Source organism: Sulfitobacter sp. 1A13353 (genome assembly GCF_043557255.1).
GTDB lineage: Bacteria > Pseudomonadota > Alphaproteobacteria > Rhodobacterales > Rhodobacteraceae > Sulfitobacter > Sulfitobacter faviae.
The window spans coordinates 49723-74148 of sequence record NZ_JBIFFS010000011.1; the positions used below are offsets into that span (position 1 = coordinate 49723).

Genomic DNA, 24426 nt, shown 5'->3' on the forward strand with positions numbered 1-24426 from the left:
CCTCTATCGAGGAATAGGATTCCCCTAAAGGTTCCTGTCAGCGGAGGGTAAAGGGATTTCTGCGCTAAGCAACACTGAATTGCCCCATCATGCCGCCGTCTTCGTGTTCCAGAATGTGGCAGTGATACATGTAGGGCGCAGCCGCTGAGGCAGGTTTTTCGAATTTCATCGCAAGCTCCACTTCACCATCCACCAGTACCGTATCCTTCCAACCCCTGTTCTCTGCACGCGGTGCCGTACCGTTTTCCGACAGGACCTGAAACCGGACGCCGTGAACATGGAACGGGTGCATCATCATGGCCCCACGCACAATCCAACGCTCGATGCTGTTGAGTTTGGTGGAAAAATTGAGCGTTCCCGAATCGTATGACGCGCCGTTGATCGAAAATCGGTTACCGGACCGCGAGAACATCATCCCCATGCCCATCGACATATCCAGTGACAGACGTCGGACTGGCGCGTCCTTGACCGCAAGATCAGGCAACTGCCCGTCCAGAGAGCCGGGCAGGGCGTCGATGCGAACCGGAAGGGTTGTGTCGACAGCGAAAGGCAGCACGGTGAATGGACTGCCGGAACCGCCGCCGCCCATCATTCCGCCCATGGCCGAATTAATGATATCGTCGGACTTCAAAACACTGTCCCGCCCGCTTGTGAAATCCACAAGCACTTCTGCGCGCTCTCCTGGTGCAAGGGTCAGGCGGTTCAGCGCAATCGGTCGATCCAGAAATCCGGCATCTGTCGCGATGAGATGAAGCGACCGGCTGTCAGACATGGACAGGCGGTAAACCCGCGCATTCGAGCCGTTGACGACACGGCACCGCACGATCCCCTTCGGAACCGCTGCCGACGCGCCGATTTGACCGTTCACAACCATTGTGTCGCCCTGAAACCCGTTCATGGACTGGTGCATGCCGGGATCGTATTTCAGGCGTCCGCGCCAGTTGAACTGACGGTCCTGCAATACAAGGGTCAGATCATCGACCCCGTAGGCGGATGGCAATCCACGGGCGTCATCCGCGTCATCCGTCACCTGCAGAACACCCGCCAGCCCCAGCATGACCTGCCGTGCCGTCGCGCCGTGAATGTGGCTGTGATACCAGGCCGTTGCCGGGGGCTGGTCAAGGTCCAGCACCGGCTTCCAGGTGTCTCCCGGTGCGATGGCCTGATGTGGTCCGCCATCGAACTCACCGGCAACAACCAACCCGTGCCAATGCGCCGACATCGGCTCGCCAAGCGTGTTGTGCACCTCTGCCCGTGTCTCGACCCCGGCCTGCACCCGGATCGTCGGGCCAAGGTATCCCTGGTTGTAGCCGAACGTTTCGCTGGCGGCACCGTCGTCAAAACGGGTCTCGCCCGTGCGGGCTTCCAGCTGAAAAAGCCGGGATGTCGTCGCATCGAGAAGGGGAGGATACGCGAGCCTCTTGTCCGATGCCGCGAATGCAGCCGATGGCAGGGCAAATGCAGCCCCAAAGCCTGCGGCATGGCCCAACAGTTCTCGACGGTTCAACAGTTTCACTTCAACTCAATTCCTCTGGCAGCGCCGCCAGAGCCATATCGACACTGACGACCGGATAACCGCCCGCGATCCAGCCCGGTCCGGCGGCAGAACCGAGCATGCCTTCGGATACGTCAAGAAAGCCGCTGTAGCCAGCCTGCCGAAGACTTCGCATGACGCGGCCAGACCGCCCGCCTGTCGCACAGATGAGCGCGACAGGCCGCCCTTCGGCCCGTTCCCGGGCGGCAAAAAGCCGCTCGGCGAAACGGCCCTCATGCAGGCTGATGGGCCAGGTACCGTCGGCAACGCCGGTGTCGGTCCATTCCGGTCGCGACCGAACGTCGATCATCCGGATCAGGTCCTGTTGCAGCGCATCTGCTGCCATGTCCGCCGACCAGACCTCGGCGGTCTGGGCGACAGCCGAGAAAGGTGCAACGGAACTGGCCAACATCGCAAGGCTTGCGCCGCGGCGCGTCAGAAAGAAGGCCATAATTTGCCCCCATCAAGCTGAGTGCCGCAGGCTTGACCCTTATTCGCTGTCATGATGACCTTCCATGTCCGTTCCGGTGGAAGTACCGTTCATTTTGCTCATCCGTGTACCGGCATCTTCCATCTCGTCCTGAGAGATCTGGCCGTTACCGTCCGCATCGAGATGCTGAAAGCGATCTACCATGCGCGCGCGCATTGCGTCCATATGCAAGGCTTCGAACTCGTCAAGTGTCAACGCTCCATCGGAATTCGCATCGAACTCCCGCATTTTTTCGGACATCTGCGCGGCCATTTCATGAGGCTGTCCACCGGACATCATTGTCGACATCATGTCCCGATCCATCATTCCCATCATGTTGCCCTGGCCACCCATCATAGCGGCATGCATCTTCATCATTTTTCGCATCATCGGCATCATGTCCCCGCCCATCATGCCCATCTGATTGTCGCCATCGCCCATCGCCATGCCGGACATATTCCCGCTGTCAGGCTTGCTGTCGGCAGCCCCGTCGGATTCCGCAAATGCTGTTTGCGCCATGCCAACCGCGATCACCACGCCAAGCGCAATAATTTCTTGTTTTTTCATTTCTCATTCCTTTCAGACTTACCCTAGATACATTGGCGTTATAGCGCTTTGATTAAAGGCCAAGCGCGGGCCGTTTTGTAATCATTTGTCACAGCATCCTGTTACAAACGGTGACAAAGCAACCACTCACAGTTCGCCGGACGATTTGCTAGACAGACGTCGATCCAGTGAATTCATTGAAGAGGCTGATGATCCTTTGACACCTGAAATCGGTCATTTCGCGCTGGCACTGGCCTTGGCCATGGCGCTTGTTCAAAGTGTGCTGCCCATCCTCGGTGCGGGGCGCGGAAACATCCTGTGGATGCAGTCTGCCAGATGGTCCTCGTTCGGTCAGGTTTTCTTTGTCGGCATCGCGTTTCTGGCGCTGATGCAAGCCTTCGTCACAAGCGACTTCACGGTCAAGAACGTGGTGGAGAATTCCAATTCACTCAAACCGATGCTGTTCAAGGTGGCAGGCACCTGGGGCAGTCACGAAGGATCCCTGTTGCTGTGGACCCTTATCCTGACGGTGTTTGGTGCGGCGGTCGCCCTCTTCGGATCGAACATTCCTCTGTCGCTGAAGGCAAGAACGCTGTCGGTGCAGGCCTGGATCAGTGTCGGTTTCCTGACTTTCATGCTGCTGACGTCCAATCCCTTCGACCGCGTTTTCCCTCCGGCAGACGACGGTCAGGACCTCAACCCATTATTGCAGGATGTCGGTCTCGCCATGCACCCGCCGCTTCTCTACTTCGGGTATGTCGGGTTCTCGATTGTCTTTTCGTTCGCGGTTGCCGCCCTGATCGAAGGGCGGGTGGACGCGGCCTGGGCACGGTGGGTACGTCCGTGGACGCTGGCTGCCTGGATGAGCCTGACCGCAGGCATCGCGCTGGGATCCTGGTGGGCCTATTATGAGCTTGGCTGGGGCGGCTGGTGGTTCTGGGATCCCGTTGAGAACGTCAGTTTCATGCCATGGCTGATGGGCACGGCACTGCTGCATTCCGCAATCGTGACGGAGAAACGGGATGCGTTCAAAAGCTGGACAATCCTTCTGGCGATCCTGACTTTTTCCCTATCGCTCTTGGGCACGTTCATTGTCCGATCGGGCCTGCTGACCTCTGTGCATGCATTCGCGGTCGACCCGGAAAGGGGACTTTATATCCTTGGATTGCTGGCCGTTTCGATCGGCGGTTCCCTTGCTCTGTTTGCCTGGCGCGCGCCGACAATGGAGCCCGGCGGCCTGTTTAAGCCGATCAGCCGGGAAGCGGGGCTATTGGTGAACAACCTGCTGCTGGCCACGGCCACCGGCATTGTGCTGTTCGGCACCTTGTACCCGCTCTTCTACGAAGCCGCGACGGGCGGTGAAAAACTGTCGGTGGGGCCGCCCTTCTTCAATGCGTCCTTTATTCCCGTGATGCTGCCGCTCGTCTTTGCGATGGGGCTGGGGCCTTACCTGTCCTGGAAACGTGCCGATCTGGCGGGCGTTCTGCAGCGGTTGCGTTTCGTGGTCGTTCTGGCCGTGCTCGCGACATTGGTGACCTGGTATCTCGCCGAGGGCGGTCCGGTGTTGGGGTATCTGTCGCTGATGCTTGCATTCTGGCTGTTTTTCTCAACCCTGCGGGAATGGGCGATGCGCATAAAGCTGTTTGAGGCACCGTTCCCGGAATCGGTGCGCCGTGCACGCAACCTGCCCAGATCCTCTCATGGGATGACACTGGCTCATGCGGGGCTCGCGATGGCGATGTTCGGATTTATCGGCTCGACGGTCTGGAAATCCGAGGAAATCATCTTTGTCCGGCCCGGTACAGAGGTCAGCATTGGTGGGTTCGATGTCACCTTTGAGGGGGCCGAACGTGTGCGTGGGCCAAATTACTTCGCGGATCGTGGCACGCTTCGTGTGGCCCGGGAGGGGAACTATGTCACCGATCTCTTCCCGGAGCGGCGTACCTATCCGGTCGCGCAAACCACCACCACAGAGAGCGCCATCAGATCGACAATGGCCGGTGATCTCTATGCGTCCATCGCAAATCCGGCCGCCGAGGACGAGAGCACGCAAGGGGCTTGGACCCTGCGCATCCTGTATGAACCTCTGGTCAACTTTATCTGGATCGGATCGGCGATGCTTGTGCTTGGTGGGGGTCTTTCGCTGTCTGACCGGCGGTTGCGCGTCGGGGCACCCCGTCGCAAGGCGACAGCGCCCGCAGCACTTCCTGCGGAGTAGGCATGGGACGTATACTGGCATTCATTCCGCTGGCAATCGCGGCCATTTTCGGGGGGTTTTTTCTGTGGGGCTTGAACCCGGACCGGGACCCGAACAACATTCCTTCGGTTCTGATCTCGCAGCCGGCACCCGAATTCGATCTGGCCGCTGTCGACGGGTTGGAGACGCCAGGGCTTTCCCGCGCCGATCTGGTCGGGAACCCGCGACCGGTCATCGTGAACGTGTTTGCCTCGTGGTGCGTGCCCTGCCGGGCCGAACACGGGGTTCTGACCCAGATGGTCGAAAAGGACGGGCTGACGTTGTTCGGGATCAATTACAAGGACAAGCCGGAGGATGCGACTAAATGGCTTGCTGAGCTTGGCAATCCCTACGAAAGGATCGGGTCTGATCTGAGCGGCAGAGTGGGGATTGAATGGGGCCTTTCGGGCGTACCTGAAACATTCATTGTCGGCTCTGACGGGACGGTGTTGTTCAGATATGTCGGCCCCGTCGTGGGCGAAACGGCGATTTCCACATTCAGGGAAGCATTGATCCAGGCTGGCGCGTTAGCAAGGGGCCAGAACGGATGAGGTATATCGCATTTGCTTTCCTCCTGCTGCTTCCGGTGACGGCCTTGGCGGTCGAGCCAGACGAGATGTTGCAGGATCCTGTACTGGAGCAACGCGCCCGTGAAATATCACGGGAACTGCGCTGCGTTGTCTGCCAGAATCAGGACATCGACAGCTCCAACGCCGGGGTTGCGCGGGACCTGCGCATACTGGTGCGCGAAAGGCTTGTTGCCGGTGACAGCGACAAGGAGGTCATCGCGTACATCCACGCCCGGTATGGCGATTATGTCCTGATGCGCCCGCCCCTGAATCGCGCCACTCTCGCGCTCTGGATGGCGCCCTTCGTGTTTGCGCTTGTTTCGCTGCTTGTCGGCTGGACCGTCATTTCGAGAAGCCGGCGCAGGGCTGCCGCAACGGGATTTTCCGATGACGAAAAAGCGGAAATTGCGCGTTTCATTGAAGAGAACGCTTCAAAGGACGGTTCATGATCTGGTTGGTTTTCGCCCTGTTATCCGTTGTAGGTCTGCTTTTCATGGGCCTGCCGCTGCGCCATCGGTCGTCGCGGACACCCGTCCCGGCTGACGCCACGGATGCGGTCCTCATGGATCAGTTGGATGAGGTTCGGCGGGATCTTGAGCGCGGTGTCATTTCCGACACCGAGGCCACGGCGGCGGAGCAGGAGATCAAGAGACGGATCCTCGTGCAGTCGCGCCGGTCCGTTCTGTCAGATGGGAAACCGGCGGCAGGGGGCCGCTTGATGGTCGTTCTGAGCGCAGTGTTCGTGCCGGTCTTCGCTTTTGGATATTACTCCGCAATGGGCTCGCCAGAGATCCCAGGTGTCGCCTTTGCCGAACGTGCCACTGAACGGCAGGAAGCGGCGGAAATCGCCGAATTGACAGATCGTCTGTACGTCCGGCTCAGTTCAGACCCCGAAGGCGGGCCTTCGGAAGGCTGGATGCTGCTGGGGCAAACCTATTCGAAAATGGGCCGGTATGCGGATGCAGCCGATGCATATAGAGTTGTCGCACAACGACCGGAGGCCGATTCCGCCGTCTTCTCCATGTTGGCCGAGGTTCTGATCTACGCAGAGCAAGGTGTGGTGACACCTGAAGCGGACACCGCGATTGATCGGGCGTACGAACTGGATCCTTCCAATCCCGGTGCTGCCTTTTTCAAGGCAGTCTCGCTCGAGCAGAAGGGCGATGAGGCTCGGGCTCACGAAACGCTGGTGGCCCGGCTGGACGATGCGGATAGGTTTTTCCCGTGGATGGAAAGCTTTGTTGGCGAAGCCAACCGGATTGGCGCGAAGATCGGCAAGGCTCCGATCTCGCTGGCCGACTATGCCCCGAAGACCAGTGCGTCCGGCCCGACACAGGAAGACATCGAAAACGCGCAGGACATGAGTGTGGAGGAACGACAGGATTTCATCCGCTCGATGGTCGAACGGCTGGCCACGCGGCTGGAAGATGAGCCTGACGATCTTGATGGATGGATGCGGCTTGGCAATGCCTATTCGGTTCTGGGTGATACCGCGCCGGCAATCGCGGCGTTTGAACACGCTGAAATCCTGTTGTCGGAGGTGCCGGGAGATGACCCGCGCCGTCAAGCCGTGCAAAGCGCGTTGGAACGGTTGCGCCCGTAGTGGCGTGGGCGACCGTCGCTGTGCAGGTGAATGTGAGGCAGGATCAAGGTTTGGCGCTTAATCGAAAGCCCATCCGGTCCGGCCGTCGTCACAGACTATTTCGTGGGTAGTACCTTCAGACTGACCGACCAAGCGACATCCTACGGGAAGCATGACGTCGTGTGCCGCATCCCGTGTCACGGAAGGGGGCTCAAGTGGGCAAAGCTTGCCCGAGGCCGACTGGGCACAACCGCCGAGGGCCAGAATACCTGCAATCGGAATTCCGATTGTCAGCCGCGTTCTAGCGGGCGCGTACCAGTTCTCGTTCGGGAGCTTGGCCATCTTCAAATTCTGCATCCACAGTCGCCTCGTTCGCCTGTTCAACTCTTGACCCGTGACACGACTTTCCCATCATCCTGTGCATGACGACATGCGCACCAAGACAAAGTGCGAGCGGCGCAAAAAGGCCGACGTTGCCCCACAGACCCGCGATCGTGCCGCCTGCAATAAAGAATGCGGCGACTGGAAACAACATAACGGCACAACAGGCCATCATACCATACTGCATCAGTTTCGATGAACCGGTGGATTTTTGACTTTGATTGTCAGACATGTAGCTCTCCAGAATATGCTCGTGTTCTTCTGCGACATTCCAGTGAGGCAAGTTCAAGGGTACATTCGGATACAATTTGATCAGATGACAGCCTGCGGGTCGTTGACCAAGTTGGCCCGTCAGGTTGCCAGATCCAACGCATAGGACAGGAATGTGACGAGGGGGATCGGGGTCAGGCTGAACAGCAAGGCCATGCTCATTGTCCTGAACATGGTAGGCTTCGATGCCTCGCCAGAAGGTTCTGTCAGAACCACCAGAAGCGCGATGAAGGTGCCGGGCGCCAGGGCATAGAGATATACGCCCGAGATGTTCCCAAACATGAACGACCGCTCGAGCGTTGGTCCGACCACGCTCAAAGCTGTTGCACGGCTGCCGTTGAACGAGCCGAACAGATCGGCCGACATCACATAGACGGCAATGTGAACCCCAATGAATGCGACACTCCGCAGCAGGCCATCTAAAACCAGGTAAACAATCGGCCGATGCTGGTACTGCTTCAGCGCGACCGATGCGGAAACGAACCCCAAGTAATTCACGAGGAAAACGACCACAAACCCATTGGTAAAGACCTGCCGGAGGAAGCGCGAGAGCGCGGTCCCATTCGTCAGCAGCAGCGTCGCAAAACCAGGCGTTGCGAGGATGTAGACAAGCAGGAACGGCAATATGCTTGCCAAGCTCAGAACGGATACGTTCCAACAAAATCTGCCGAATGGTAAGGTCGGCGAAAAACTTTGTCGGAACGTATCGCGGGCAAACACGTCAGCCGTGGGTTGCGAAGACTTGCGTCGACCCATCCATCAGTACAAGCAGCACATCATAGGGATCACCTTGGGGGCCCATGCCGGGCGAACCCATGGGCATTCCCGGTGCTGTCAGTCCGCGCGCGACAGGTTTTTCGCTCAGCAACCGCCCGATGTCAGCCGCAGGCACGTGACCCTCGACGAAATATCCGCCCACGGACGTAGTGTGACATCCTGCCAGTTCCGGCGCGATGCCGTGTTTCTGCTTCAGAACCTGAAGCGTGTCGTAATCCACGTCCTCGACCGATGCCTTGAAACCGGCAGCGATCATCTCATTTACCCAAGCGCCGCAGCAGCCGCAGGTCGGTGTCTTTGTCACCTGCAACGTGGGTGCGGCGGTTTGCGACAAAGCAGGCCCGGCCAAGGCCAGGCTGAGTGCCGTAAGGCCAAATTCACGTCGGTTCACTTAAAACTCCTCGATGTTCTTCCTTAAATAGTTGCTCGGTATCCCGAAGTCGACTGCCCGCGCTGTTACATTTGGCTACAAACACGGGATGGGCGTCCCTTGGTGAAAATGACTATGTTGGCGGCATGAGCGATCTGCCACGCATCCTTGTCGTCGATGACCATTCAGAGATTCGGAAATCCGTCACCAGTTATCTGGAACGCAACGGCATGCGTGCTTCAGCGGCGGAAAATGCAGTTGAGATGGACGCAAGGCTGGCGGAAGCGCATTTCGATCTGATTGTCCTCGATGTGATGATGCCGGGGGAAGACGGGCTGTCCGCGTGCAGGCGATTGCGCAAGGAAGGGCATATTCCGATCCTGATGCTGACCGCATTGGGTGACGACGAAGACCGCATCGCGGGTCTGGATGGCGGGGCAGACGATTATCTCGCCAAGCCGTTTAATCCCAAGGAACTGGTGGCGCGGATCAACGCGATATTGCGTCGGACGCAGCTGATCCCAAAACCGAATGGTTTTGCGGGGAAAACGTTGAAGTTTGCACACCTAAAGCTGGATTTCGATGGCCGCACACTGATTGACCAAGGCGGTTCGCGTACGCAACTTACATCCGGTGAACTCAAACTCCTGACCCTGTTCCTGCAAAGGCCAAGGACGGTCATTGGCCGCGACGAGCTGCTCAAATTGAGCACCGGCCGGGTCGCCGGTCCATTGGACCGAACCATCGACAATCAGGTGAGCCGGTTGCGCCGGAAGATGGAAGAGGACGTTTTGCGCCCGAAGATCATCGCGACTGTCCGGCATGGGGGGTATAGTCTTTCCTGCGATGTCGAGATTTGCGAATGAAGCTGCTTCCGCGGACGTTGCGTGCACAGATTGCCCTTCTGGTCCTCGGTGTCTTGATCCTCGCGCAAGCTCTGAGTCTTTGGTTTTTCGTTGATGAACGCTCGTTAGCCATTCAGGCCGCCATCGGTGCCGAAGCCGCCGGAAGGGCCGCAAATGTCGCACAGTTGATTGAAGGCGCACCCCCGGAATTGCATGCCCAGATCGTCCGCGCGGCAACGTCTCCGCTCGTACGGTTCGACCTTACAGACGAGCCGTCGGTTGCACACGGACAACACGATGACGGTGGAGCGGTCGAAGCGCGGATACGGGCACTGCTTCAGGAAAGCTACAGCCGGGATATCCGGGTTGAGGTTCATGAAATCGAGGGAGGTCTGCTGCCCCTTCCGAACCTGTCACCGGAAATGGCGCAAATGCACGCCGAAATGATGCAGGGCAGCCTTGCGGCCATCGAGATGGAGCTGTCCATTGCGCTGTCCGGTGGGAATTGGCTCAACATCGAGACGCGGTTCGAACGGCCGCCTCTGCAAAGGTCGCTGGCGTCCAACATATCCTTTGCACTGACTGCGGGACTTCTGCTGGTTGCAAGTTTCTGGTTTCTCCTGTCCCGATTGACCGGACCACTCAACGATCTCGCGACTGCGTCCGAACGTCTGGGTCGCGGCGCCGCCAAGGGCGATCTGCCGGTCGTAGGGCCGAAGGAAGTTCGGGATCTGACCCGATCATTCAACATCATGCAGGATCGCCTGACGCGATTTGTCAGTGACCGGACCCAGATGCTTGCAGCGCTTGCGCATGATCTGCGCTCGCCTTTGACGGCGCTTAGGGTGCGGGCCGAAATGGTGGACGACGAAGACACGCGCACGTCCTTGGTGGCGTCAAGTGAAGAGATGCAACGGATGGTCGATGCGACCCTCGATTTCGCGAAGGGCGTCGGACAGCATGAAGAGGTCCAATCGGTTGATTTGCACGATCTGATCACTGGTATGGGCTTGGACAAGGTTCAGGTGACCAGCCAAGGTCCACTCATCGTATCCGTGAAACCAAGCGCGATGGGGCGCGCGTTGAGAAACCTGATTGAGAACGCGATCCGCTACGGGAGTGAGGCCAGGGTTTCGTGGCAACGCATGGGCAGTGAGGTAGTGGTCGCCATCGACGATCAGGGGCCCGGTATTCCCGACAATCAGCTGGAGGCTGTTTTCGGACCCTATGTCAGGCTCGAGACGTCGCGATCACAGGATACCGGCGGTCATGGCCTGGGGCTGTCGATTGCGCGCAGCATCATCCTTGAGCACGGTGGTTCTATCGAACTGAAAAACCGCACTGATGGGGGTCTGCGCGCTGAAATCACGCTGCCCGTCAAACAAAGCGCCGAGTCAGCCCCGAAAGAGGAAGGCTCGCCACATATGGCGCGGGTTGTTCGTCACCTCAAACCCGACTAGTTTAGTGAGGCAAGTATATGAAACGAAGATATTTCCTGACTTCTGTTGCAGCTCTTTCGGTGAGTGGAAAAACAGCATTCGCGCATAGTGACGCAGAGCACGACCGGCGCGTCGGGCCATCTGTGGTGCCCCCGGAGCAGTTGCCGCGCCAGGTTCCGTTCACCGAGGCAGACAAACCGGGAGAAATACATGTCGATCCGAACCAGTTCGCTTTATTTTGGACTTTGCCGAACAATCGGGCAATCAGGTATACCGTCGGAATTGGCCGGGAGGGGCTCTATGAATCCGGCGAGTTCTATGTCGCGCGCAAGCAAAAGTGGCCGCGGTGGACGCCCACACCCGCCATGATAGCCAGAGATCCTGACCGATATCTTCGTTTTGCGGGCGGTGTGCCCGGTGGGCTGAACAATCCACTCGGTGCCCGCGCCTTGTATCTTTACCAGCCAGGGCGTGGGGACACCTACCTGAGAATTCACGGCACAACGGATCCGAAGACGATTGGTCGACGTGTCTCAAACGGCTGTGCAAGGCTTACCAATAATCAGATCATCGAACTCTATGAGAAGGTCCCGCTCGACACGCGTGTTGTCCTGAAACCCATCGAGGTTTGAGGCAGCAGCGCGAAGACGTGTCCGTTGGCCGGGATACATATCGTTACATAATATCAGGCCCCGGACTGTTCATGAAATGCGACCAGGCGGGTAGTCTAGTGGATAGGCAGACAACAACATGAGGCCATATGATGACCCGCAAGCAAACACGTGTAACGCGTCGAGCATTCACGGCAGGTGCCGCATCGGCAGCTTTCGCGGCCCCGTCCATCCTGCGTGCGCAGGTGGATCAAACCAGTGTCCGAAGGAATATCTCATCGTTTCGTACACACGCTTGGCAAGACCACTTTGACGCTTTGGACAAGGGTATCATCATCGCAGACACCGTTACCCGCGTGATGCAACACTGGACGGCCGATGGCGAAATGCGCATTTATCCGACATCGGTTCCCTTGTCTGACGAGCTGACAAAGCGCGGCTACACGACAGTCACGTTCAAGGACCCCGAACCTGACTGGACCCCTACACCCTCCATGCGCGAACGTGACCCGTCTTTGCCAGCCTATATGCCGCCCGGGCCGGATAACCCGTTGGGCGTCCGTGCCCTGCACCTGAGTTGGACGTACTACAGGATTCACGGCACCCATGATACGCGCAAGATCGGAAGACGCTCTTCAAGCGGGTGTATCGGTCTCTACAACGAGCAAATCATCGAGGTGTTCGAAAGGACACCGGTCGGCACGCAGGTACGATTAATCTGATGTCGAAGTCCGGCATCCTGATTGCGGCGTTTTTTGTCGTCGGTGGCGCGGTTGTGATCTGGCAGCAATTGCAGCCATCGTCTTCGATGCCCGGCCACACAATGACAACGCCTGATCTTTCGCAGACGGAAGAGGGCGCGCCGATTGCAGACGTGGTTGTGCCTGCTGAATTCTCAGCAAATGCCCAATTGGGAAAGCGTGTTTTCGATGGCGCTTGCGCCGCTTGTCACGGTGCGAATGCTGCCGGACAGAATGGCGTGGCACCGCCGCTTGTCCACAAGATCTATGAACCGAGCCATCACGGTGACGCCGCTTTTTTGCTTGCCGCGAAACAAGGTGTCAGAGCGCACCATTGGAAGTTTGGCAATATGCCGCCAGTTGAAGGCGTCACGCCCGGCGATGTGAAGATGGTTGTTGCATATGTGCGGGAACTTCAGCGCGCCAACGGGATCAATTGACAGGAATGACCAACTTGAACATGAAGATATGGATTACTGCCATTGCGATCGGGACGACCGGCGTTGCTGCCTTGGCGCATTCCGGAGCAACCGGCGTGGTGCTGGAGCGGATGCAGGGCATGTCCGCGATGGCCAAAACACTCAAGACGCTATCACCCATGATGCGGGGTCAGGTACCTTATGACGCCGATGTCGTCCGCAGGGAAGCTGGCGCGATGATCGGCCATGCCGGTGAGCAAATGACGCGACTGTTTCCTGAAGGCTCGGGTGGCGGAGTGTCCAAGGCGTTGCCGTCGGTCTGGGAAAACAGCGAAGAGTTCGCGGCCCTTGCGCAAGAGTTGAGAACAGCCGCCGAAGGATTGAAGTTGAGCGCAGGCAATGGGTTGGCCGCAGCACAGGGCAACGGTAGCGAATCAATGATGGGCGGCGCCACTGACGGGATGATGGGTGGCGGGTCCGCGCCTGCAATGGGAGGGGGCATGATGGGATCGGACCTTCCCATGACGACCGAGATGTTTGCGGACATGCCGACCGACCGTGCGTTCGCGATGGTCGCCCAGACCTGTTCGGCCTGCCACCAGAAGTTCCGCAAAGAGGACAAGTGATCAGATGCGGTGGTGGCGTTGGATCATCGGTGCGGGGGTCGTCGGCGGCATCGGCGTTGTCGCGGCAACGATAGCCTGGCCGATCGGTGCGCCAGTCTCGGACCTGACCCTGCAAGGCGATGCCCAGCGGGGGTCGTATCTGGCGCGCGCCAGTGGATGCATTGCGTGCCACACCAACTTTGAAGCTGGCGGGGCGCCATTGGCAGGAGGAGCGCCACTCCGGACCGATTTCGGGACATTCTATCCGCCAAATCTGACCACCGATGTCGAATTCGGGATTGGCGGCTGGACAGTAGAAGAGTTTGCAAAAGCGGTAAGGCAGGGAATTTCCCCGGACGGAGACCCCTATTATCCCACCTTCACCTACCCGTTTTATGCAAATTACACGGATCAGGACATTGCCGATCTGTGGGCCGCGTTCCAGACCGTGCCAGCCGTGAATGTGCCGACCCCGTCCCATGAGGTGCCTTTTCCGTTCGATCAGCGATGGGGGATGAAACTTTGGCGGGCGGCTTTTCTGACAAAGCCTGACACCGCACCAGAGGCGGACCGAAGCGATGCTTGGAACAGGGGCAAGCTGCTGGTCAACGGGGCGGCACATTGTGCTGCCTGCCACACAACGCGGAACTTTGCAGGCGCACGCATAGTATCGAAGAGGTTTTCCGGCAACGACGCCTTGCCGGGAGGTGGCAAAGCACCTTCGATCCGGACGCGCGATCTTGTGTCCGAAGGCTGGACAACAGACGATATGGCTTATGCATTGCGATCTGGCATAACGCCGTCTGGCGACGTATTTGGTGGATCAATGGCCGAAGTCGTGCGCTATGGCACGGGCTTTCTGAGCGACGCAGACCTGAATGCGATGGCCACCTACCTGCTGGACAACAAATCATAATCTTGGGAACCCACGAATGATCACGCTCAATCGCCGCCAATTTCTGGCAACATCTGCTGCGTTCAGTGGTCTGTCGGCCAGCACTGGATTTGCGGGCACGCCATTCGCGACCCTGACAGCCCAGCAAAGCGACGTGCAGCTGCTGCCCGGCAACTATGGCAAGACATCGCTTTGGTGCTTTGACGGCGGCTCACCCGGTCCGGAGATTCGCGTGGCGCAGGGGGGGCGTGTCCAGCGCAGATTGGTCAACCGGTTTTCTCAGGGAACGTCGACGCATTGGCACGGCATCCGCATCGACAATGCGATGGACGGCGTTTCCGGCCTGACACAGGATGTGGTCCAGCCGGAGGAAACATTCGACTATGACTTTACTGTCCCGGATGCCGGGACCTATTGGTACCATGCCCATAATAGGTCGTTTGAGCAGGTGGGCAGAGGGCTTTACGGTGCACTGATCGTGGAAGAGGCCGAGCCTCTCGACATTGATCGCGAGGAAGTCCTGATCCTGGATGATTGGCTTATTGACCCCGAAACCGCGCAGATCAAAGACGACTTCGGAGCGCCTCATGATCTCAGCCACGCAGGGCGCATCGGCAACCTGCTGACGACCAATGGAACCTTCAATCTGGGCCTGAGTGCACGCAAGAACGAAAGACTGCGCTTGCGGCTGATCAATGCTGCCAATGCGCGCAATTTCCAACTGGGGCTGGAAGGCCTTGACGGTTGGGCGGTTGCTTTGGACGGCATGCCCCTGGCTGCACCCATTAAGGTGACGGAGCCGATGATCCTCGCTCCGGCTCAACGGATCGACCTGATCGTCGATGTGGTCGCGGATGTTGGTGAAACGGCTCATATTCTTCAGTTCGGCCGGGAAGAGGCCTTCAGCCAGGTTACATTCGAGGTCGTTGAGTGGGGCTCGAAAAATCGTCGAGACGCGCCTTTGGCCTTGCCGCCGAACGACCACAGGATGGTCGACTTGAGTGAAGCCACGATGCTCAGCCTGAGTATGGAAGGCGGTGCCATGGGGCGGATGAGGTCCGCTTCCCTTGGGGGCGAACTCAAGCCGATCGGCGAGATCGTCGAGGCCGGGTATTTCTGGTCGTTCAACGGCAAAGTGGACGGGATCAACGGTGATCCCCTTGCGCGGCTGGACCGCGGCCAGAATGTACGATTGAAGATCGTGAACGACACGGCGTTTCCGCACGCGATGCACCTGCATGGCATTCACTTCCACGAGGTCGCCGAAAACGGCACCCTCGGACCGCTGCGTGACACGACCCTTCTTGAACGGGGTCAGACGCGCGAGATTGCCTTTGTGGCGGACAACCCGGGCCAATGGCTGCTACATTGCCACATGCTGTCGCATGCGGCTTCGGGCATGATGACCAAGATCGTCGTTGGATGACCCCGCGATCCGTCTATCTTGCGTTGGGCGTAGTTACCGTTGCGGTGGCTACCATATTCCTGTGGACCCGGTCCGGCGGAACCGACCATACGGCGGAAAACCTCATCAACTCCTCAGCCGATGTGGCCGCGGGCGAAGTCCTCTATGCCGAAAATTGCGCCGCGTGCCATGGCGCAAATCTGGAAGGTGAAGAAAACTGGCGCAGTCCGCGTGATGACGGAAGCCTGCCCGCACCGCCGCATGATGCAAGCGGCCACACTTGGCACCACGCGGACAGCATGCTGTTCGCCTACACCAAGCTGGGGGGCGCCGAGGTTCTCGCGGCGCAAGGCGTTGACTTCAACAGCGGCATGCCCGGTTTCGGCGACCAACTGAGCGACGGGGAAATCTGGGACATCCTCGCATACATCAAGTCAACATGGCCGGAGCGTGAACGCGCCACGCAAGCCGAGCGCACGGCCCAGGATATTGCCTCACAAGGAGACGGATAATGAAAAGATTCTTGGCTACCACCGCACTGTTAATGCTTCCGATCGCTGCGATTGCAGACGGCATGGACGAAGACCGGATCAAGGAACTGGTGCTGGAAGCCATCCGCGAGAATCCGGGCATCGTGTTCGAGGCCGCGCAGTTGTTCGAACAGCAACAGCAGGCGTTGCAGGCGCAAGCCGCAGCGCAGGTTTTCGATACGGAAAAAGCCACGCTTGAAAATGATCCCAATGCGCCCGTTCTGGGCAATCCGGATGGCGATATCACGGTTGTCGAATTCTTCGACTACAACTGCCCCTATTGCCGCCGGGTTAAACCTGAAATGGAGGCCCTGCTCGCTGCTGATCCCAACGTCAGGGTCGTTTACCGGGAATGGCCCATTCTGGGGGACGGGTCGGTTTTTGCCGCCCGCGCGGCGCTGGCGTCCCGAAACCAGGGCAAATATGAAGAGTTTCATTGGGCCATGATGCAACTGAAGGAACGCGCAGAGGAAGCATCGATTCTCCGCACTGCGGAAGACATCGGCCTCGATGTTGCACAGTTGCGTCGCGACATGAACGGACCGGAAATCGAAGAACACATACAGACTTCCATGCGGCTTGCGCAATCTCTGGGGTTCAGTGGCACACCTTCATTTGTGATCGGCGACAGTCTTGCGCCGGGCCTGATCCAGGCGGACCAGATGATCGAGCTTGTCGATCAGGCACGGGCCGCCGAATAAGGACAATCCTACGCGGCTGAAGCGTCGTAGCCAGCGTCAGCGATGGCTTGCCGCACGGTCGCCTGTTCCAATGTGCTTTGGACAGTGACAAGGCGAAGGTCCAGATCGGCCGTGACAACGGCTGATGGATCCTTTGCCTTGATGCCGCTTTCTATAGCGGATGTGCAGTGTCCACAGCTCATTTTCGGGACGGAAAAAATCATGAAGGCCTCCATTTTTGGTACAACCTCAGACTTGGTCGTTCCATCGGGAGGAAGGTCAAGCAAATATCAAAAAAAATTAGATACTCTCTTGAGCTTCCAGCAACTGGAAGCCCTATATCAGGGTAAGTTCAACCGAGGAGGCCCTCATGACCGACCCCAATACGATACGTCTATCCGTTTCCGGCATGAACTGTGCGTCTTGTGTGGGCAGGGTTGAGAAGGCTTTGAACGAGGTTCCGGGCCTTTCGAACGTCAGTGTCAACCTTGTGAACGAAACGGCTCAATTTCAGATGGATAATCCGGCCACCACGGGCGTGGCGGTCACGGCCCTCTCGAACGCCGGATACCCGGCACGGACGGGGCGCGTAACATTGAACGTAGACGCCATGTCCTGCGCGTCCTGTGTCGGTCGGGTTGAAAAGGCGCTTGTACGGACACCCGGCGTATTGAATGCGGCGGTCAATCTGGCAACCGAAACGGCTGTGGTAGAGTATCTGCCAGATGCCATCACCCCGGAAAAGATTGCCCGGATCAGTACGGAGGCGGGGTACCCGGCCGAGATTGCGCAGAGCGATGCGCACGAGGACCGATCGGACCGCAAGGCAGAAGAAGCCGACGCGCTGGCGCGCCGTGTCATCCTTGCCGCGATCCTGACCGTGCCGGTGTTCGTTCTGGAAATGGGAAAACATACCATACCCGGCTTTGAGGGCCTGATTGAGAGCACAATCGGCATTCAAACGTCATGGCTGATCCAATTCGCGCTTGCCACGGTGGTTCTTTTCGGACCGGGTTGGGGGTTCTTTGCGAAGGGCATTCCGGCGTTGATCAAGCGTGCCCCGGATATGAACAGCCTTGTCGCACTGGGAACCGGGGCGGCGTGGACTTATTCCGTAGTCGCGACCTTCCTGCCTCAGGTGCTGCCTGACGGTGTGCGCGCCGTCTATTTCGAAGCAGCGGCGGTTATTGTCGTTCTGATCTTGTTGGGTCGCTGGCTTGAAGCGCGGGCCAAGGGCAAGACCGGTGCAGCCATTCAGGCCCTTCTTGGTCTGCAGGCAAAGACAGCCAGGGTCCTGCGTGACGGGCAGGCGACCGAGGTTGACATCAAGGAACTGCGGATCGGCGATCAGATCCTCGTGCGTCCCGGTGAAAGGCTGCCTGTCGATGGCGAGGTCACAGAAGGATCAAGCAACGTCGATGAAAGCATGATCACCGGTGAACCCCTCGCCGTGCCAAAGGCTGCTGGCGAACCGGTGACCGGCGGCACGGTGAACGGCACCGGGAGCCTGACCATAACGGCGACGCGAGTCGGGGCGGATACCACGCTGGCGCAGATTATCCGCATGGTCGAAGATGCTCAGGGGGCCAAGCTGCCGATCCAAGGCCTAGTGGATCGCGTGACCATGTGGTTCGTGCCTGCCGTTCTGGTTCTGGCGCTTGCGACTGTGGTTGTCTGGCTGCTGGTCGGTCCCGATCCGGCTCTGACCTTTGCGCTTGTGGCGGGTGTCTCCGTTCTGATCATTGCGTGCCCCTGCGCCATGGGGTTGGCCACGCCCACCTCGATCATGGTGGGGACAGGACGCGCGGCTGAGATGGGGGTGTTCTTCCGCAAGGGAGATGCGCTGCAACATCTGGATGAAGTTGGCGTTGTCGCATTGGACAAGACCGGGACGGTCACGCAAGGGCAACCCAGTTTGACAGACCTCATCACGGCCGACGGCTTTGACCGGGCAGAGACACTCGCCCTCATCGCATCTGTCGAGGCGCAGTCTGAGCACCCGGTGGCAGAGGCCATTGTGCAGTCCGCAAAGAGCGAAGGCCTGTCCTGGCCCGATGCGACGGAATTCCGGTCCGTGACCGGCTACGGTGTCGAGGCGCTTGTCCAGGGCCGCAAGGTTCATGTCGGTGCGGATCGCTTCATGGTGCAGCAGGGCATTGACACCAGCCCGCTGGAAGACCGCGAAAGGGCCTTGGCCGAAAAGGGACGCACCGCGCTTTATGCTGCGGTGGACGGATCCCTGGCGGCCGTGATTGCCGTGGCAGACCCGGTCAAATCCTCCAGCGCCGAAGTGATCGCAGCTCTGCATGATCGAGGGATCAAGGTCGCGATGATCACCGGAGACAAGAAGGCCACGGCAGATGCCATCGCCCGCGAGGTCGGGATCGACCATGTTATTGCAGGGGTGTTGCCGGATGGAAAAGTCGCCGCCCTGGACGAATTGCGGCAAGGGAACAGCAAGATCGCCTTTGTCGGAGACGGCATCAACGACGCGCCAGCGCTGGCCCATGCCGATGTCGGCATCGCCATCGGAACCGGCACGGATGTCGCAATCGAAAGCGCCGACGTGGTGTTGATGTCGGGCGACCTGCGCGGCGTGGTGAATGCCATCGACGTGTCGCGCAAGACCATGCGCAACATACGGCAGAACCTTATCTGGGCCTTTGGCTATAACGTCGCGCTGATCCCTGTGGCGGCGGGCGCGCTTTACCCGGCCTTTGGATTGCTCCTGTCGCCGGTGTTTGCCGCCGGGGCCATGGCGCTGTCCTCCGTGTCGGTTCTGACCAACGCGCTGCGGCTGCGACGGATCAAGGCGACGATGTCGGAACAGGATCCGCCCCACGACGCGGAGACGAAATTCGCAACGCAGCCCGCAGAATAGGAGACAGGTGTGAACATCGGAGAAGTATCAGAACGCGCGGGTTTGCCAGCGAAGACAATCCGCTACTACGAAGACATCGGCCTTGTCCGGCCTTTGCGCAGCGACAACGGCTATCGCGCCTTTCGCGACAGCGACATCCACAAGATCGCATTTCTCGGTCGCGCCAGGACGTTCGGGTTCTCGATCGAAGACTGCCGCACGCTGCTTGATCTCTATGAAGATGAGACGCGGGAAAGTGCACAGGTCAAGGCTGTCGCTCAAGAGCATCTGGCCGCCGTTGACGAAAAAATCGCCCAGCTCAAGTCGATGCGAGAGACCCTGGCTCACCTCGTTGACGCCTGCCAGGGCGATCACCGCCCCGATTGTCCAATCCTGAAAGATCTGGCCAAAGACCCGTAACGCACGATGCCTGGGCCAGACATTTATGGGGTTTCATGCCGTTTCGATATATCGTCTTGAAACCCTCCAGCGCTGGAATGTTGTTCCTCCACAAATAGAATCCATGATGGAGAGATCAGATGTCTGAAGATGCGATCGGGAAATCTCGTGGCGGGTCCGATACCCGTTCAAGTGAAGGTGCAGCACATTCGGGAGGCCATTCAGGTTCATCCTATGGCCGGTTTCTGGCGATGGTCGGCACATCGACTGCGATCATGTTCGGCCTGATGTACATCAACTCGTACTCCTTCGAACATGTCTACTGGAGCGAAACCCGATTTTACATGACGTTCATCATGGGCGCGACGATGGCGACCGTGATGCTCCTTTTCATGTTGAACATGTACAAGAACAAGGGCGTCAACGCCGCGATCATTCTCGGGTCTGTCGTGATGTTCGCCGGCGCGCTCTGGCTCGTGAGAAGCCAGGAGACCATTCAGGACGAAAGCTGGATGAGCGCGATGATTCCGCACCACTCCATTGCGATCATGACAAGCGAACGGGCCGAGCTGACAGATCCAAGGGTCGAGGCGCTGGCTTCGGAAATTGTGACGGCGCAAAACCGCGAAATTTCCGAAATGCGTTTCCTCATAGATGACATTGAGGCAAATGGCGAAGCCGGTCCTGAATGGCCACTTGGTGAAGCGGACGGTCCGGCTGAAATGGAGGGGCTTCAAGAAGCGATTGCAACCCCGGTGATTGCCGGAATCCGTCCTGCACCGCTCAAAGCCGAAGAAATAACACGCGCACTGGGGTCCGACGGACAATGCCGTTTCATTCGCGCCGTGAACGCCGATCCCATTCTGGTCACGGACGGGGCGGGGAACGGCGTCGCCAAGATATCCGGATCGCTGGTCAACTTCACGTCGCAAGACACAGTGACGTCCGGTGGCGTCCTGTCTGCCGATGGTGGCCAATTCACGCTGGCGCCGGGTGACGCGGACGGTGAAGACGCCACCCTGCTGTTTGAATTGACGGGAGAGACGCCTCTGACTGTCGGATTTACCGGGTATTGGACCTGCAACGGTTAAAGGATTTAAAGGAACGCGTCATGACGAGAGAGGCAAAATCCACCCCGAAGACGGCGGTTTTGTACCGAATGGTGATGGAGGAGCATGTTTGTCCCTATGGGCTGAAAATCGAAGGACCTGCTTGAGCGGGAGGGGTATTCGATTGAGGACCGGCCTCTGAACACCCGCGAGGAAACGGATGCTTTCATGGAAGAACACGGTGTCGAAACGACTCCGCAGACCTTTATCGGCAATGAAAGAATTGGTGGCTATGACGCGCTGAGGGAATTTTTCGGCCAGGACGTAAAGGATGACGACGAGACGACTTATCAACCCGTCATTGCGATATTCGCGGTCGCATTCCTTATGGCGCTTGGTCTCAGTTGGGCGTTTTACGGTTCGATCCTGACGCTGCGGGCATTCGAGTGGTTCATCGCGATCTCGATGAGCTTTCTTGCTGTTCAAAAACTGCAGGACGTCGAGACGTTTTCCACGATGTTTCTGAACTACGATCTGCTTGCCCAGAAATGGGTGCGCTATGGCTATGTCTATCCCTTCGGCGAAGCACTTGCCGGTATTCTCATGGTCGCCGGTGCCTTGGTCTGGATCAGCGCGCCTGTTGCACTGTTCATCGGTACGGTCGGAGCGGCTTCAGTTTTCAAGGCCGTCTACATCGATAAGCGCGAGATCAAGTGCGCCTGCGTGGGCGGCGGTTCAAACGTGCCGCTGGGTTTCGTGTCCCTGACCGAAAACCTGATGATGATATTCATGGGCGTCTGGATGTCGGCGCGTGCGATGGGCCTCTTTTAGGCCTAACCATCCGTTTTCAAAGCGGTCACAGGGTCGCCAAGTGCAGCCCTGCTCAGCGCGTCGAGAACGGCTTCGGACGTCAGAACCTCGGACAGGATGATCCCGTCTGGCGCGTTTGGCCCGTAGACGATGTTGAACGGGATGCCAAACCTGTTGTGGCTTTCCAGATACCGGGAAATGTCAGTGCTGGACCTAGTCCAGTCTGCCCGCATCGCAACGACATTATCACCCCGCAGTTGGTCGACCACGGGCGCACGGTCCAGCACCAGCGTCTTGTTGGCCTTGCACGTCAGGCACCAGTCTGCGGTCACGTCGACAAAGACGGTTTTTCCCTGCGACACCAGTTTCGGTATCTCGGAGCGATCGAACGCGACCCAGTCCTGGCCCACCGCTCTCGTCTGCGGCGGGATTGTCAGCGCCGTCGGCACCAGAAGGCTGAGAACAGCAACCACCACCAGCGCTGTCGGGCGCGTCAATCTGCCCGGCAAACGTATTGTTGCGAGAAGAATGAAAAGGCTCGTCATAAGCAGCACGGTCATGGCCACCCGGCCACCCGCCACCCCTATCAGTACCCAGAGCAGCCAGATCGCGGTCCCGGCCAGAAGACCGGCAAGCACCCATTTGACGACAACCATCCAACGTCCCGGCCTGGGCAACAACCGGACCAGACCAGGCTTCCCCGCCAGAACCAGATAGGGCAGGGAGAGCCCAAGCCCCAGAGCCGTGAAAACGAGAATGACATCAATCGGGCGCCCGGACAGGGCAAAGGCAACCGCTGTCCCCAAAAACGGGGCCGAGCAGGGCGTGGCCAGCACCGCCGCGAAGGCGCCTGTTGCAAAATCTCCGCCATACCCGTCGCGACCGCTTGATCTGGCCAGCCGTGACTGCAACCCGGAGGGCAATGAAACTTCGAACACCCCGAACAGATTGGCAGAGAACACGGCAAGCACCAGAAACATGACGGTCAGGAAAACAGGGCTTTGGAATTGCAGGCCCCACCCAACGGTGACGCCGACGGATTGCAGAACCAGAATGATTGCGGCGAGGGCCCACATGAACACCAGAACGCCAAGCGCCGACATCAGGAACCCATTCCGGACCTCGTGCGCTGGCTTGTTTCCATGATTGAGAACCGATGTCAGCTTGATGGACAGGACAGGCAGAACACAGGGCATGACATTCAGGATCAGACCGCCAAGAAAGGCAAAGGCCGCAATCGCCAGGATTTGCGTCAGATCCGGCAGGTTCGCCATAACCTCGAATGGTGCACCCGGGATGCGGTCTGACCAAGCGGGCTGCGCTGTCACCGCGCGTGATCCATCGGTCAAAGTCAGTTGCAGGGGCGGCGGATCCTCCCCTTGCGCGAGAAGAGGCAGCTTGGCCCAAAGGGCTGTTCCCGCATCATCGGTTCGGATGTCCGGTTTGCCAAAGGTGAATTCCGGCCCCAGTTCCGGAAAGATATCCGGCTTCACAAAGGCATTCGCACTGCGCGCCGTCACATAAAGCGCATCATCCGCGATCACCGCCGTTTCGACAATGATGTCGCTCTCTTCGGGACCAAGCGGCACCCGCTGGGCATACTCCGAAATCAGGCCCGCCGCCTTCGCGTCAATCCCGGTGCCCGCCGGAATTGTCAGTGCGAGATCGAAATCATGCGGCACACAGACAGTCGAGCACGCCAGCAATGAAACACGCGCCTGCAATGTTGCGGACTGGCCCGCAGTTTCGAGAACTGCCTGAATGGGCAGGACGACACGGGTCTTGTAGCCAAAATTCTCGATGCCGAATGCCGTGAAGCGCTCAGGCGCGGGCCAGAGCATCTGTGCGCTCACCAGATTTTCCGATCCATCCCATGAAATTTCAGGCGGCAGACCCACCTCGCCGGGCGAACGCCAATAGGCTTTCCAGCCCTCGGCCAGCTCGACATCCAGGCCAAGGGAAAGGGTTCTGGAGGTTTCCGCGACCCCATTTTCAACGGAGATGAGCCGGGCCGTGATTGTTGAATTCTCGTAGGTATCGCTCGATGCAGCAAAGCCCATGGAGGCCCAAAGGCAAGCCATGAGAAGGAAGAATAGGCGCAACGTGGTTCGCATCATCTTTTGGCTCGCTTCCACCCTTGTCCCGAGATCGAAATCCGAAGCACCTCTATGGCTGCATCTCCCGGTTGGTCAACTTTACAAACGGATACAATGTCGTTTGTGAAGCCATCCCGCTGCGAGAATAACGCGACGAAGTCCGCGTTCGTAGCAGGAAGGCCAATAGAAGCTTTTTTCTTCATTGAACATTTCAATCGCAACCGCGGCCTCCAACCTTCCAGCGCTGGAAATTGAAACCAAATGCGGATGACTTAGTTGAACGCTTAGCAATTGAGAGAAGGAAGAAGA

Annotated in this window: 26 protein-coding genes and 1 pseudogene; 18 read left to right on the forward strand and 9 right to left on the reverse strand. The window is 58.6% G+C overall.

Features of this window, described 5'->3' with window-relative positions; genetic code table 11:
• Positions 1-64: 64 nt before the first annotated feature.
• Genes ACGYLO_RS20930 through ACGYLO_RS20940 form a run of 3 tightly spaced genes read right to left on the reverse strand, consistent with a single transcriptional unit; the run spans position 65 to position 2570 of the window.
• On the reverse strand, positions 65-1516 hold the full coding sequence (locus ACGYLO_RS20930; protein ID WP_043847217.1) for a multicopper oxidase family protein: 1452 nt from the start codon (positions 1514-1516) through the stop codon (positions 65-67).
• 1 nt (position 1517) lies between these two features.
• Positions 1518-1985: a rhodanese-like domain-containing protein gene (locus ACGYLO_RS20935; RefSeq protein WP_317388892.1), complete on the reverse strand. Its 468-nt coding sequence runs from the start codon at positions 1983-1985 to the stop codon at positions 1518-1520.
• Between the two features lie 39 nt (positions 1986-2024).
• Complete coding sequence (locus ACGYLO_RS20940) at positions 2025-2570, reverse strand: calcium-binding protein (RefSeq protein ID WP_043847211.1); 546 nt, start codon at positions 2568-2570, stop codon at positions 2025-2027.
• A gap of 196 nt (positions 2571-2766) precedes the next feature.
• On the opposite strand from ACGYLO_RS20940, the gene ACGYLO_RS20945 reads away from it, so the two are divergent.
• From ACGYLO_RS20945 to ccmI, 4 genes are read left to right on the forward strand one after another with little or no spacing between them, the layout of a single operon-like run.
• On the forward strand, positions 2767-4767 hold the full coding sequence (locus ACGYLO_RS20945; protein WP_043847210.1) for a heme lyase CcmF/NrfE family subunit: 2001 nt from the start codon (positions 2767-2769) through the stop codon (positions 4765-4767).
• Positions 4768-4769: 2 nt separating this feature from the next.
• Positions 4770-5336, forward strand: coding sequence for a DsbE family thiol:disulfide interchange protein (locus ACGYLO_RS20950; protein ID WP_009824474.1), 567 nt, complete (start codon positions 4770-4772; stop codon positions 5334-5336).
• A complete protein-coding gene (locus ACGYLO_RS20955) occupies positions 5333-5803 on the forward strand; it encodes a cytochrome c-type biogenesis protein (protein ID WP_009824475.1) in 471 nt (156 codons plus the stop codon). Before ACGYLO_RS20950 ends, ACGYLO_RS20955 begins: the two co-directional genes overlap by 4 nt.
• Positions 5800-6957, forward strand: a complete 1158-nt coding sequence (gene ccmI, locus ACGYLO_RS20960; protein ID WP_043847209.1) for a c-type cytochrome biogenesis protein CcmI — start codon at positions 5800-5802, stop codon at positions 6955-6957. Before ACGYLO_RS20955 ends, ccmI begins: the two co-directional genes overlap by 4 nt.
• A 280-nt stretch (positions 6958-7237) precedes the next feature.
• Here ccmI and ACGYLO_RS20965 read toward each other — a convergent pair whose 3' ends face one another.
• From ACGYLO_RS20965 to ACGYLO_RS20975, 3 genes are all read right to left on the reverse strand, one after another.
• Positions 7238-7549 (reverse strand): DUF2933 domain-containing protein, encoded by a 312-nt coding sequence (locus tag ACGYLO_RS20965; RefSeq protein ID WP_037953520.1) that lies wholly within the window; start codon positions 7547-7549, stop codon positions 7238-7240.
• 119 nt (positions 7550-7668) lie between these two features.
• Positions 7669-8211, reverse strand: coding sequence for a hypothetical protein (locus tag ACGYLO_RS20970; protein ID WP_050672448.1), 543 nt, complete (start codon positions 8209-8211; stop codon positions 7669-7671).
• Positions 8212-8308: 97 nt separating this feature from the next.
• Entirely contained in the window at positions 8309-8755 is a 447-nt protein-coding gene (locus tag ACGYLO_RS20975) for a DUF411 domain-containing protein (protein ID WP_043847208.1), read from the reverse strand.
• Positions 8756-8880: 125 nt separating this feature from the next.
• Here ACGYLO_RS20975 and ACGYLO_RS20980 point away from each other — a divergent pair, with 125 nt between their 5' ends.
• From ACGYLO_RS20980 to ACGYLO_RS21025, 10 genes are all read left to right on the forward strand, one after another.
• The gene (locus ACGYLO_RS20980; protein ID WP_050672447.1) at positions 8881-9600 is read left to right on the forward strand and encodes a response regulator; all 720 of its coding nucleotides are present in this window, start codon (positions 8881-8883) and stop codon (positions 9598-9600) included.
• Positions 9597-11039 (forward strand): ATP-binding protein, encoded by a 1443-nt coding sequence (locus tag ACGYLO_RS20985; protein ID WP_050672446.1) that lies wholly within the window; start codon positions 9597-9599, stop codon positions 11037-11039. The genes ACGYLO_RS20980 and ACGYLO_RS20985 overlap by 4 nt, the downstream gene beginning before the upstream one ends.
• A gap of 17 nt (positions 11040-11056) precedes the next feature.
• Entirely contained in the window at positions 11057-11650 is a 594-nt protein-coding gene (locus ACGYLO_RS20990) for a L,D-transpeptidase (protein WP_005619183.1), read from the forward strand.
• 128 nt (positions 11651-11778) lie between these two features.
• Positions 11779-12351, forward strand: a complete 573-nt coding sequence (locus ACGYLO_RS20995; protein ID WP_043847205.1) for a L,D-transpeptidase — start codon at positions 11779-11781, stop codon at positions 12349-12351.
• The gene (locus ACGYLO_RS21000; RefSeq protein ID WP_005619178.1) at positions 12351-12809 is read left to right on the forward strand and encodes a cytochrome c; all 459 of its coding nucleotides are present in this window, start codon (positions 12351-12353) and stop codon (positions 12807-12809) included. Before ACGYLO_RS20995 ends, ACGYLO_RS21000 begins: the two co-directional genes overlap by 1 nt.
• A gap of 5 nt (positions 12810-12814) precedes the next feature.
• A complete protein-coding gene (locus tag ACGYLO_RS21005) occupies positions 12815-13414 on the forward strand; it encodes a cytochrome c (protein ID WP_009824484.1) in 600 nt (199 codons plus the stop codon).
• 4 nt (positions 13415-13418) lie between these two features.
• Positions 13419-14309, forward strand: coding sequence for a cytochrome c (locus ACGYLO_RS21010; protein WP_009824485.1), 891 nt, complete (start codon positions 13419-13421; stop codon positions 14307-14309).
• A 16-nt stretch (positions 14310-14325) separates the two neighbouring features.
• Complete coding sequence (locus ACGYLO_RS21015; RefSeq protein ID WP_050686572.1) at positions 14326-15714, forward strand: multicopper oxidase family protein; 1389 nt, start codon at positions 14326-14328, stop codon at positions 15712-15714.
• Positions 15711-16205 carry a cytochrome c gene (locus tag ACGYLO_RS21020; RefSeq protein WP_005619169.1) on the forward strand — a complete coding sequence of 165 codons (495 nt, stop codon included), beginning with the start codon at positions 15711-15713 and terminating at the stop codon, positions 16203-16205. Before ACGYLO_RS21015 ends, ACGYLO_RS21020 begins: the two co-directional genes overlap by 4 nt.
• A complete protein-coding gene (locus tag ACGYLO_RS21025; RefSeq protein WP_043847202.1) occupies positions 16205-16924 on the forward strand; it encodes a DsbA family protein in 720 nt (239 codons plus the stop codon). Before ACGYLO_RS21020 ends, ACGYLO_RS21025 begins: the two co-directional genes overlap by 1 nt.
• Positions 16925-16932: 8 nt before the next feature.
• On the opposite strand, the gene ACGYLO_RS21030 is transcribed toward ACGYLO_RS21025, so the two are convergent.
• Positions 16933-17127 (reverse strand): heavy-metal-associated domain-containing protein, encoded by a 195-nt coding sequence (locus ACGYLO_RS21030; protein ID WP_043847225.1) that lies wholly within the window; start codon positions 17125-17127, stop codon positions 16933-16935.
• A gap of 146 nt (positions 17128-17273) precedes the next feature.
• Between ACGYLO_RS21030 and ACGYLO_RS21035 the strand changes: the two genes are divergently transcribed.
• From ACGYLO_RS21035 to ACGYLO_RS21050, 4 genes and pseudogenes are all read left to right on the forward strand, one after another.
• A complete protein-coding gene (locus tag ACGYLO_RS21035) occupies positions 17274-19784 on the forward strand; it encodes a heavy metal translocating P-type ATPase (protein WP_043847201.1) in 2511 nt (836 codons plus the stop codon).
• 9 nt (positions 19785-19793) lie between these two features.
• Positions 19794-20183 (forward strand): Cu(I)-responsive transcriptional regulator, encoded by a 390-nt coding sequence (cueR, locus tag ACGYLO_RS21040; protein ID WP_394377332.1) that lies wholly within the window; start codon positions 19794-19796, stop codon positions 20181-20183.
• A 119-nt stretch (positions 20184-20302) separates the two neighbouring features.
• Positions 20303-21253, forward strand: coding sequence for a DUF305 domain-containing protein (locus ACGYLO_RS21045; protein ID WP_050686576.1), 951 nt, complete (start codon positions 20303-20305; stop codon positions 21251-21253).
• Between the two features lie 68 nt (positions 21254-21321).
• Positions 21322-22042: pseudogene (locus tag ACGYLO_RS21050) on the forward strand (MauE/DoxX family redox-associated membrane protein).
• A gap of 2 nt (positions 22043-22044) precedes the next feature.
• Here the strand turns inward: ACGYLO_RS21050 and ACGYLO_RS21055 are convergent.
• The gene (locus tag ACGYLO_RS21055) at positions 22045-24135 is read right to left on the reverse strand and encodes a protein-disulfide reductase DsbD family protein (protein ID WP_394377334.1); all 2091 of its coding nucleotides are present in this window, start codon (positions 24133-24135) and stop codon (positions 22045-22047) included.
• Positions 24136-24216: 81 nt separating this feature from the next.
• Positions 24217-24426 (reverse strand): hypothetical protein (locus ACGYLO_RS21060; RefSeq protein WP_394377333.1); only part of this gene is annotated, 210 nt, incomplete at its 5' end.

Bases quoted from the DNA above. Each gene is read 5' to 3' on its own strand.
- ACGYLO_RS21005 (WP_009824484.1), top strand. From the start codon at position 12,815: ATGACCAACTTGAACATGAAGATATGGATTACTGCCATTGCGATCGGG.
- ACGYLO_RS21055 (WP_394377334.1), bottom strand. From the start codon at position 24,135: ATGCGAACCACGTTGCGCCTATTCTTCCTTCTCATGGCTTGCCTTTGG.
- ACGYLO_RS21025 (WP_043847202.1), top strand. From the start codon at position 16,205: ATGAAAAGATTCTTGGCTACCACCGCACTGTTAATGCTTCCGATCGCT.
- ACGYLO_RS21030 (WP_043847225.1), bottom strand. From the start codon at position 17,127: ATGATTTTTTCCGTCCCGAAAATGAGCTGTGGACACTGCACATCCGCT.
- ACGYLO_RS20995 (WP_043847205.1), top strand. From the start codon at position 11,779: ATGATGACCCGCAAGCAAACACGTGTAACGCGTCGAGCATTCACGGCA.
- ACGYLO_RS21015 (WP_050686572.1), top strand. From the start codon at position 14,326: ATGATCACGCTCAATCGCCGCCAATTTCTGGCAACATCTGCTGCGTTC.
- ACGYLO_RS20990 (WP_005619183.1), top strand. From the start codon at position 11,057: ATGAAACGAAGATATTTCCTGACTTCTGTTGCAGCTCTTTCGGTGAGT.
- ACGYLO_RS20980 (WP_050672447.1), top strand. From the start codon at position 8,881: ATGAGCGATCTGCCACGCATCCTTGTCGTCGATGACCATTCAGAGATT.
- ACGYLO_RS21035 (WP_043847201.1), top strand. From the start codon at position 17,274: ATGACCGACCCCAATACGATACGTCTATCCGTTTCCGGCATGAACTGT.
- ACGYLO_RS20985 (WP_050672446.1), top strand. From the start codon at position 9,597: ATGAAGCTGCTTCCGCGGACGTTGCGTGCACAGATTGCCCTTCTGGTC.
- ACGYLO_RS21000 (WP_005619178.1), top strand. From the start codon at position 12,351: ATGTCGAAGTCCGGCATCCTGATTGCGGCGTTTTTTGTCGTCGGTGGC.
- ACGYLO_RS21020 (WP_005619169.1), top strand. From the start codon at position 15,711: ATGACCCCGCGATCCGTCTATCTTGCGTTGGGCGTAGTTACCGTTGCG.
- ccmI (WP_043847209.1), top strand. From the start codon at position 5,800: ATGATCTGGTTGGTTTTCGCCCTGTTATCCGTTGTAGGTCTGCTTTTC.
- ACGYLO_RS20955 (WP_009824475.1), top strand. From the start codon at position 5,333: ATGAGGTATATCGCATTTGCTTTCCTCCTGCTGCTTCCGGTGACGGCC.
- ACGYLO_RS20950 (WP_009824474.1), top strand. From the start codon at position 4,770: ATGGGACGTATACTGGCATTCATTCCGCTGGCAATCGCGGCCATTTTC.
- ACGYLO_RS21010 (WP_009824485.1), top strand. From the start codon at position 13,419: ATGCGGTGGTGGCGTTGGATCATCGGTGCGGGGGTCGTCGGCGGCATC.
- ACGYLO_RS20935 (WP_317388892.1), bottom strand. From the start codon at position 1,985: ATGGCCTTCTTTCTGACGCGCCGCGGCGCAAGCCTTGCGATGTTGGCC.
- ACGYLO_RS21045 (WP_050686576.1), top strand. From the start codon at position 20,303: ATGTCTGAAGATGCGATCGGGAAATCTCGTGGCGGGTCCGATACCCGT.
- ACGYLO_RS20940 (WP_043847211.1), bottom strand. From the start codon at position 2,570: ATGAAAAAACAAGAAATTATTGCGCTTGGCGTGGTGATCGCGGTTGGC.
- ACGYLO_RS20965 (WP_037953520.1), bottom strand. From the start codon at position 7,549: ATGTCTGACAATCAAAGTCAAAAATCCACCGGTTCATCGAAACTGATG.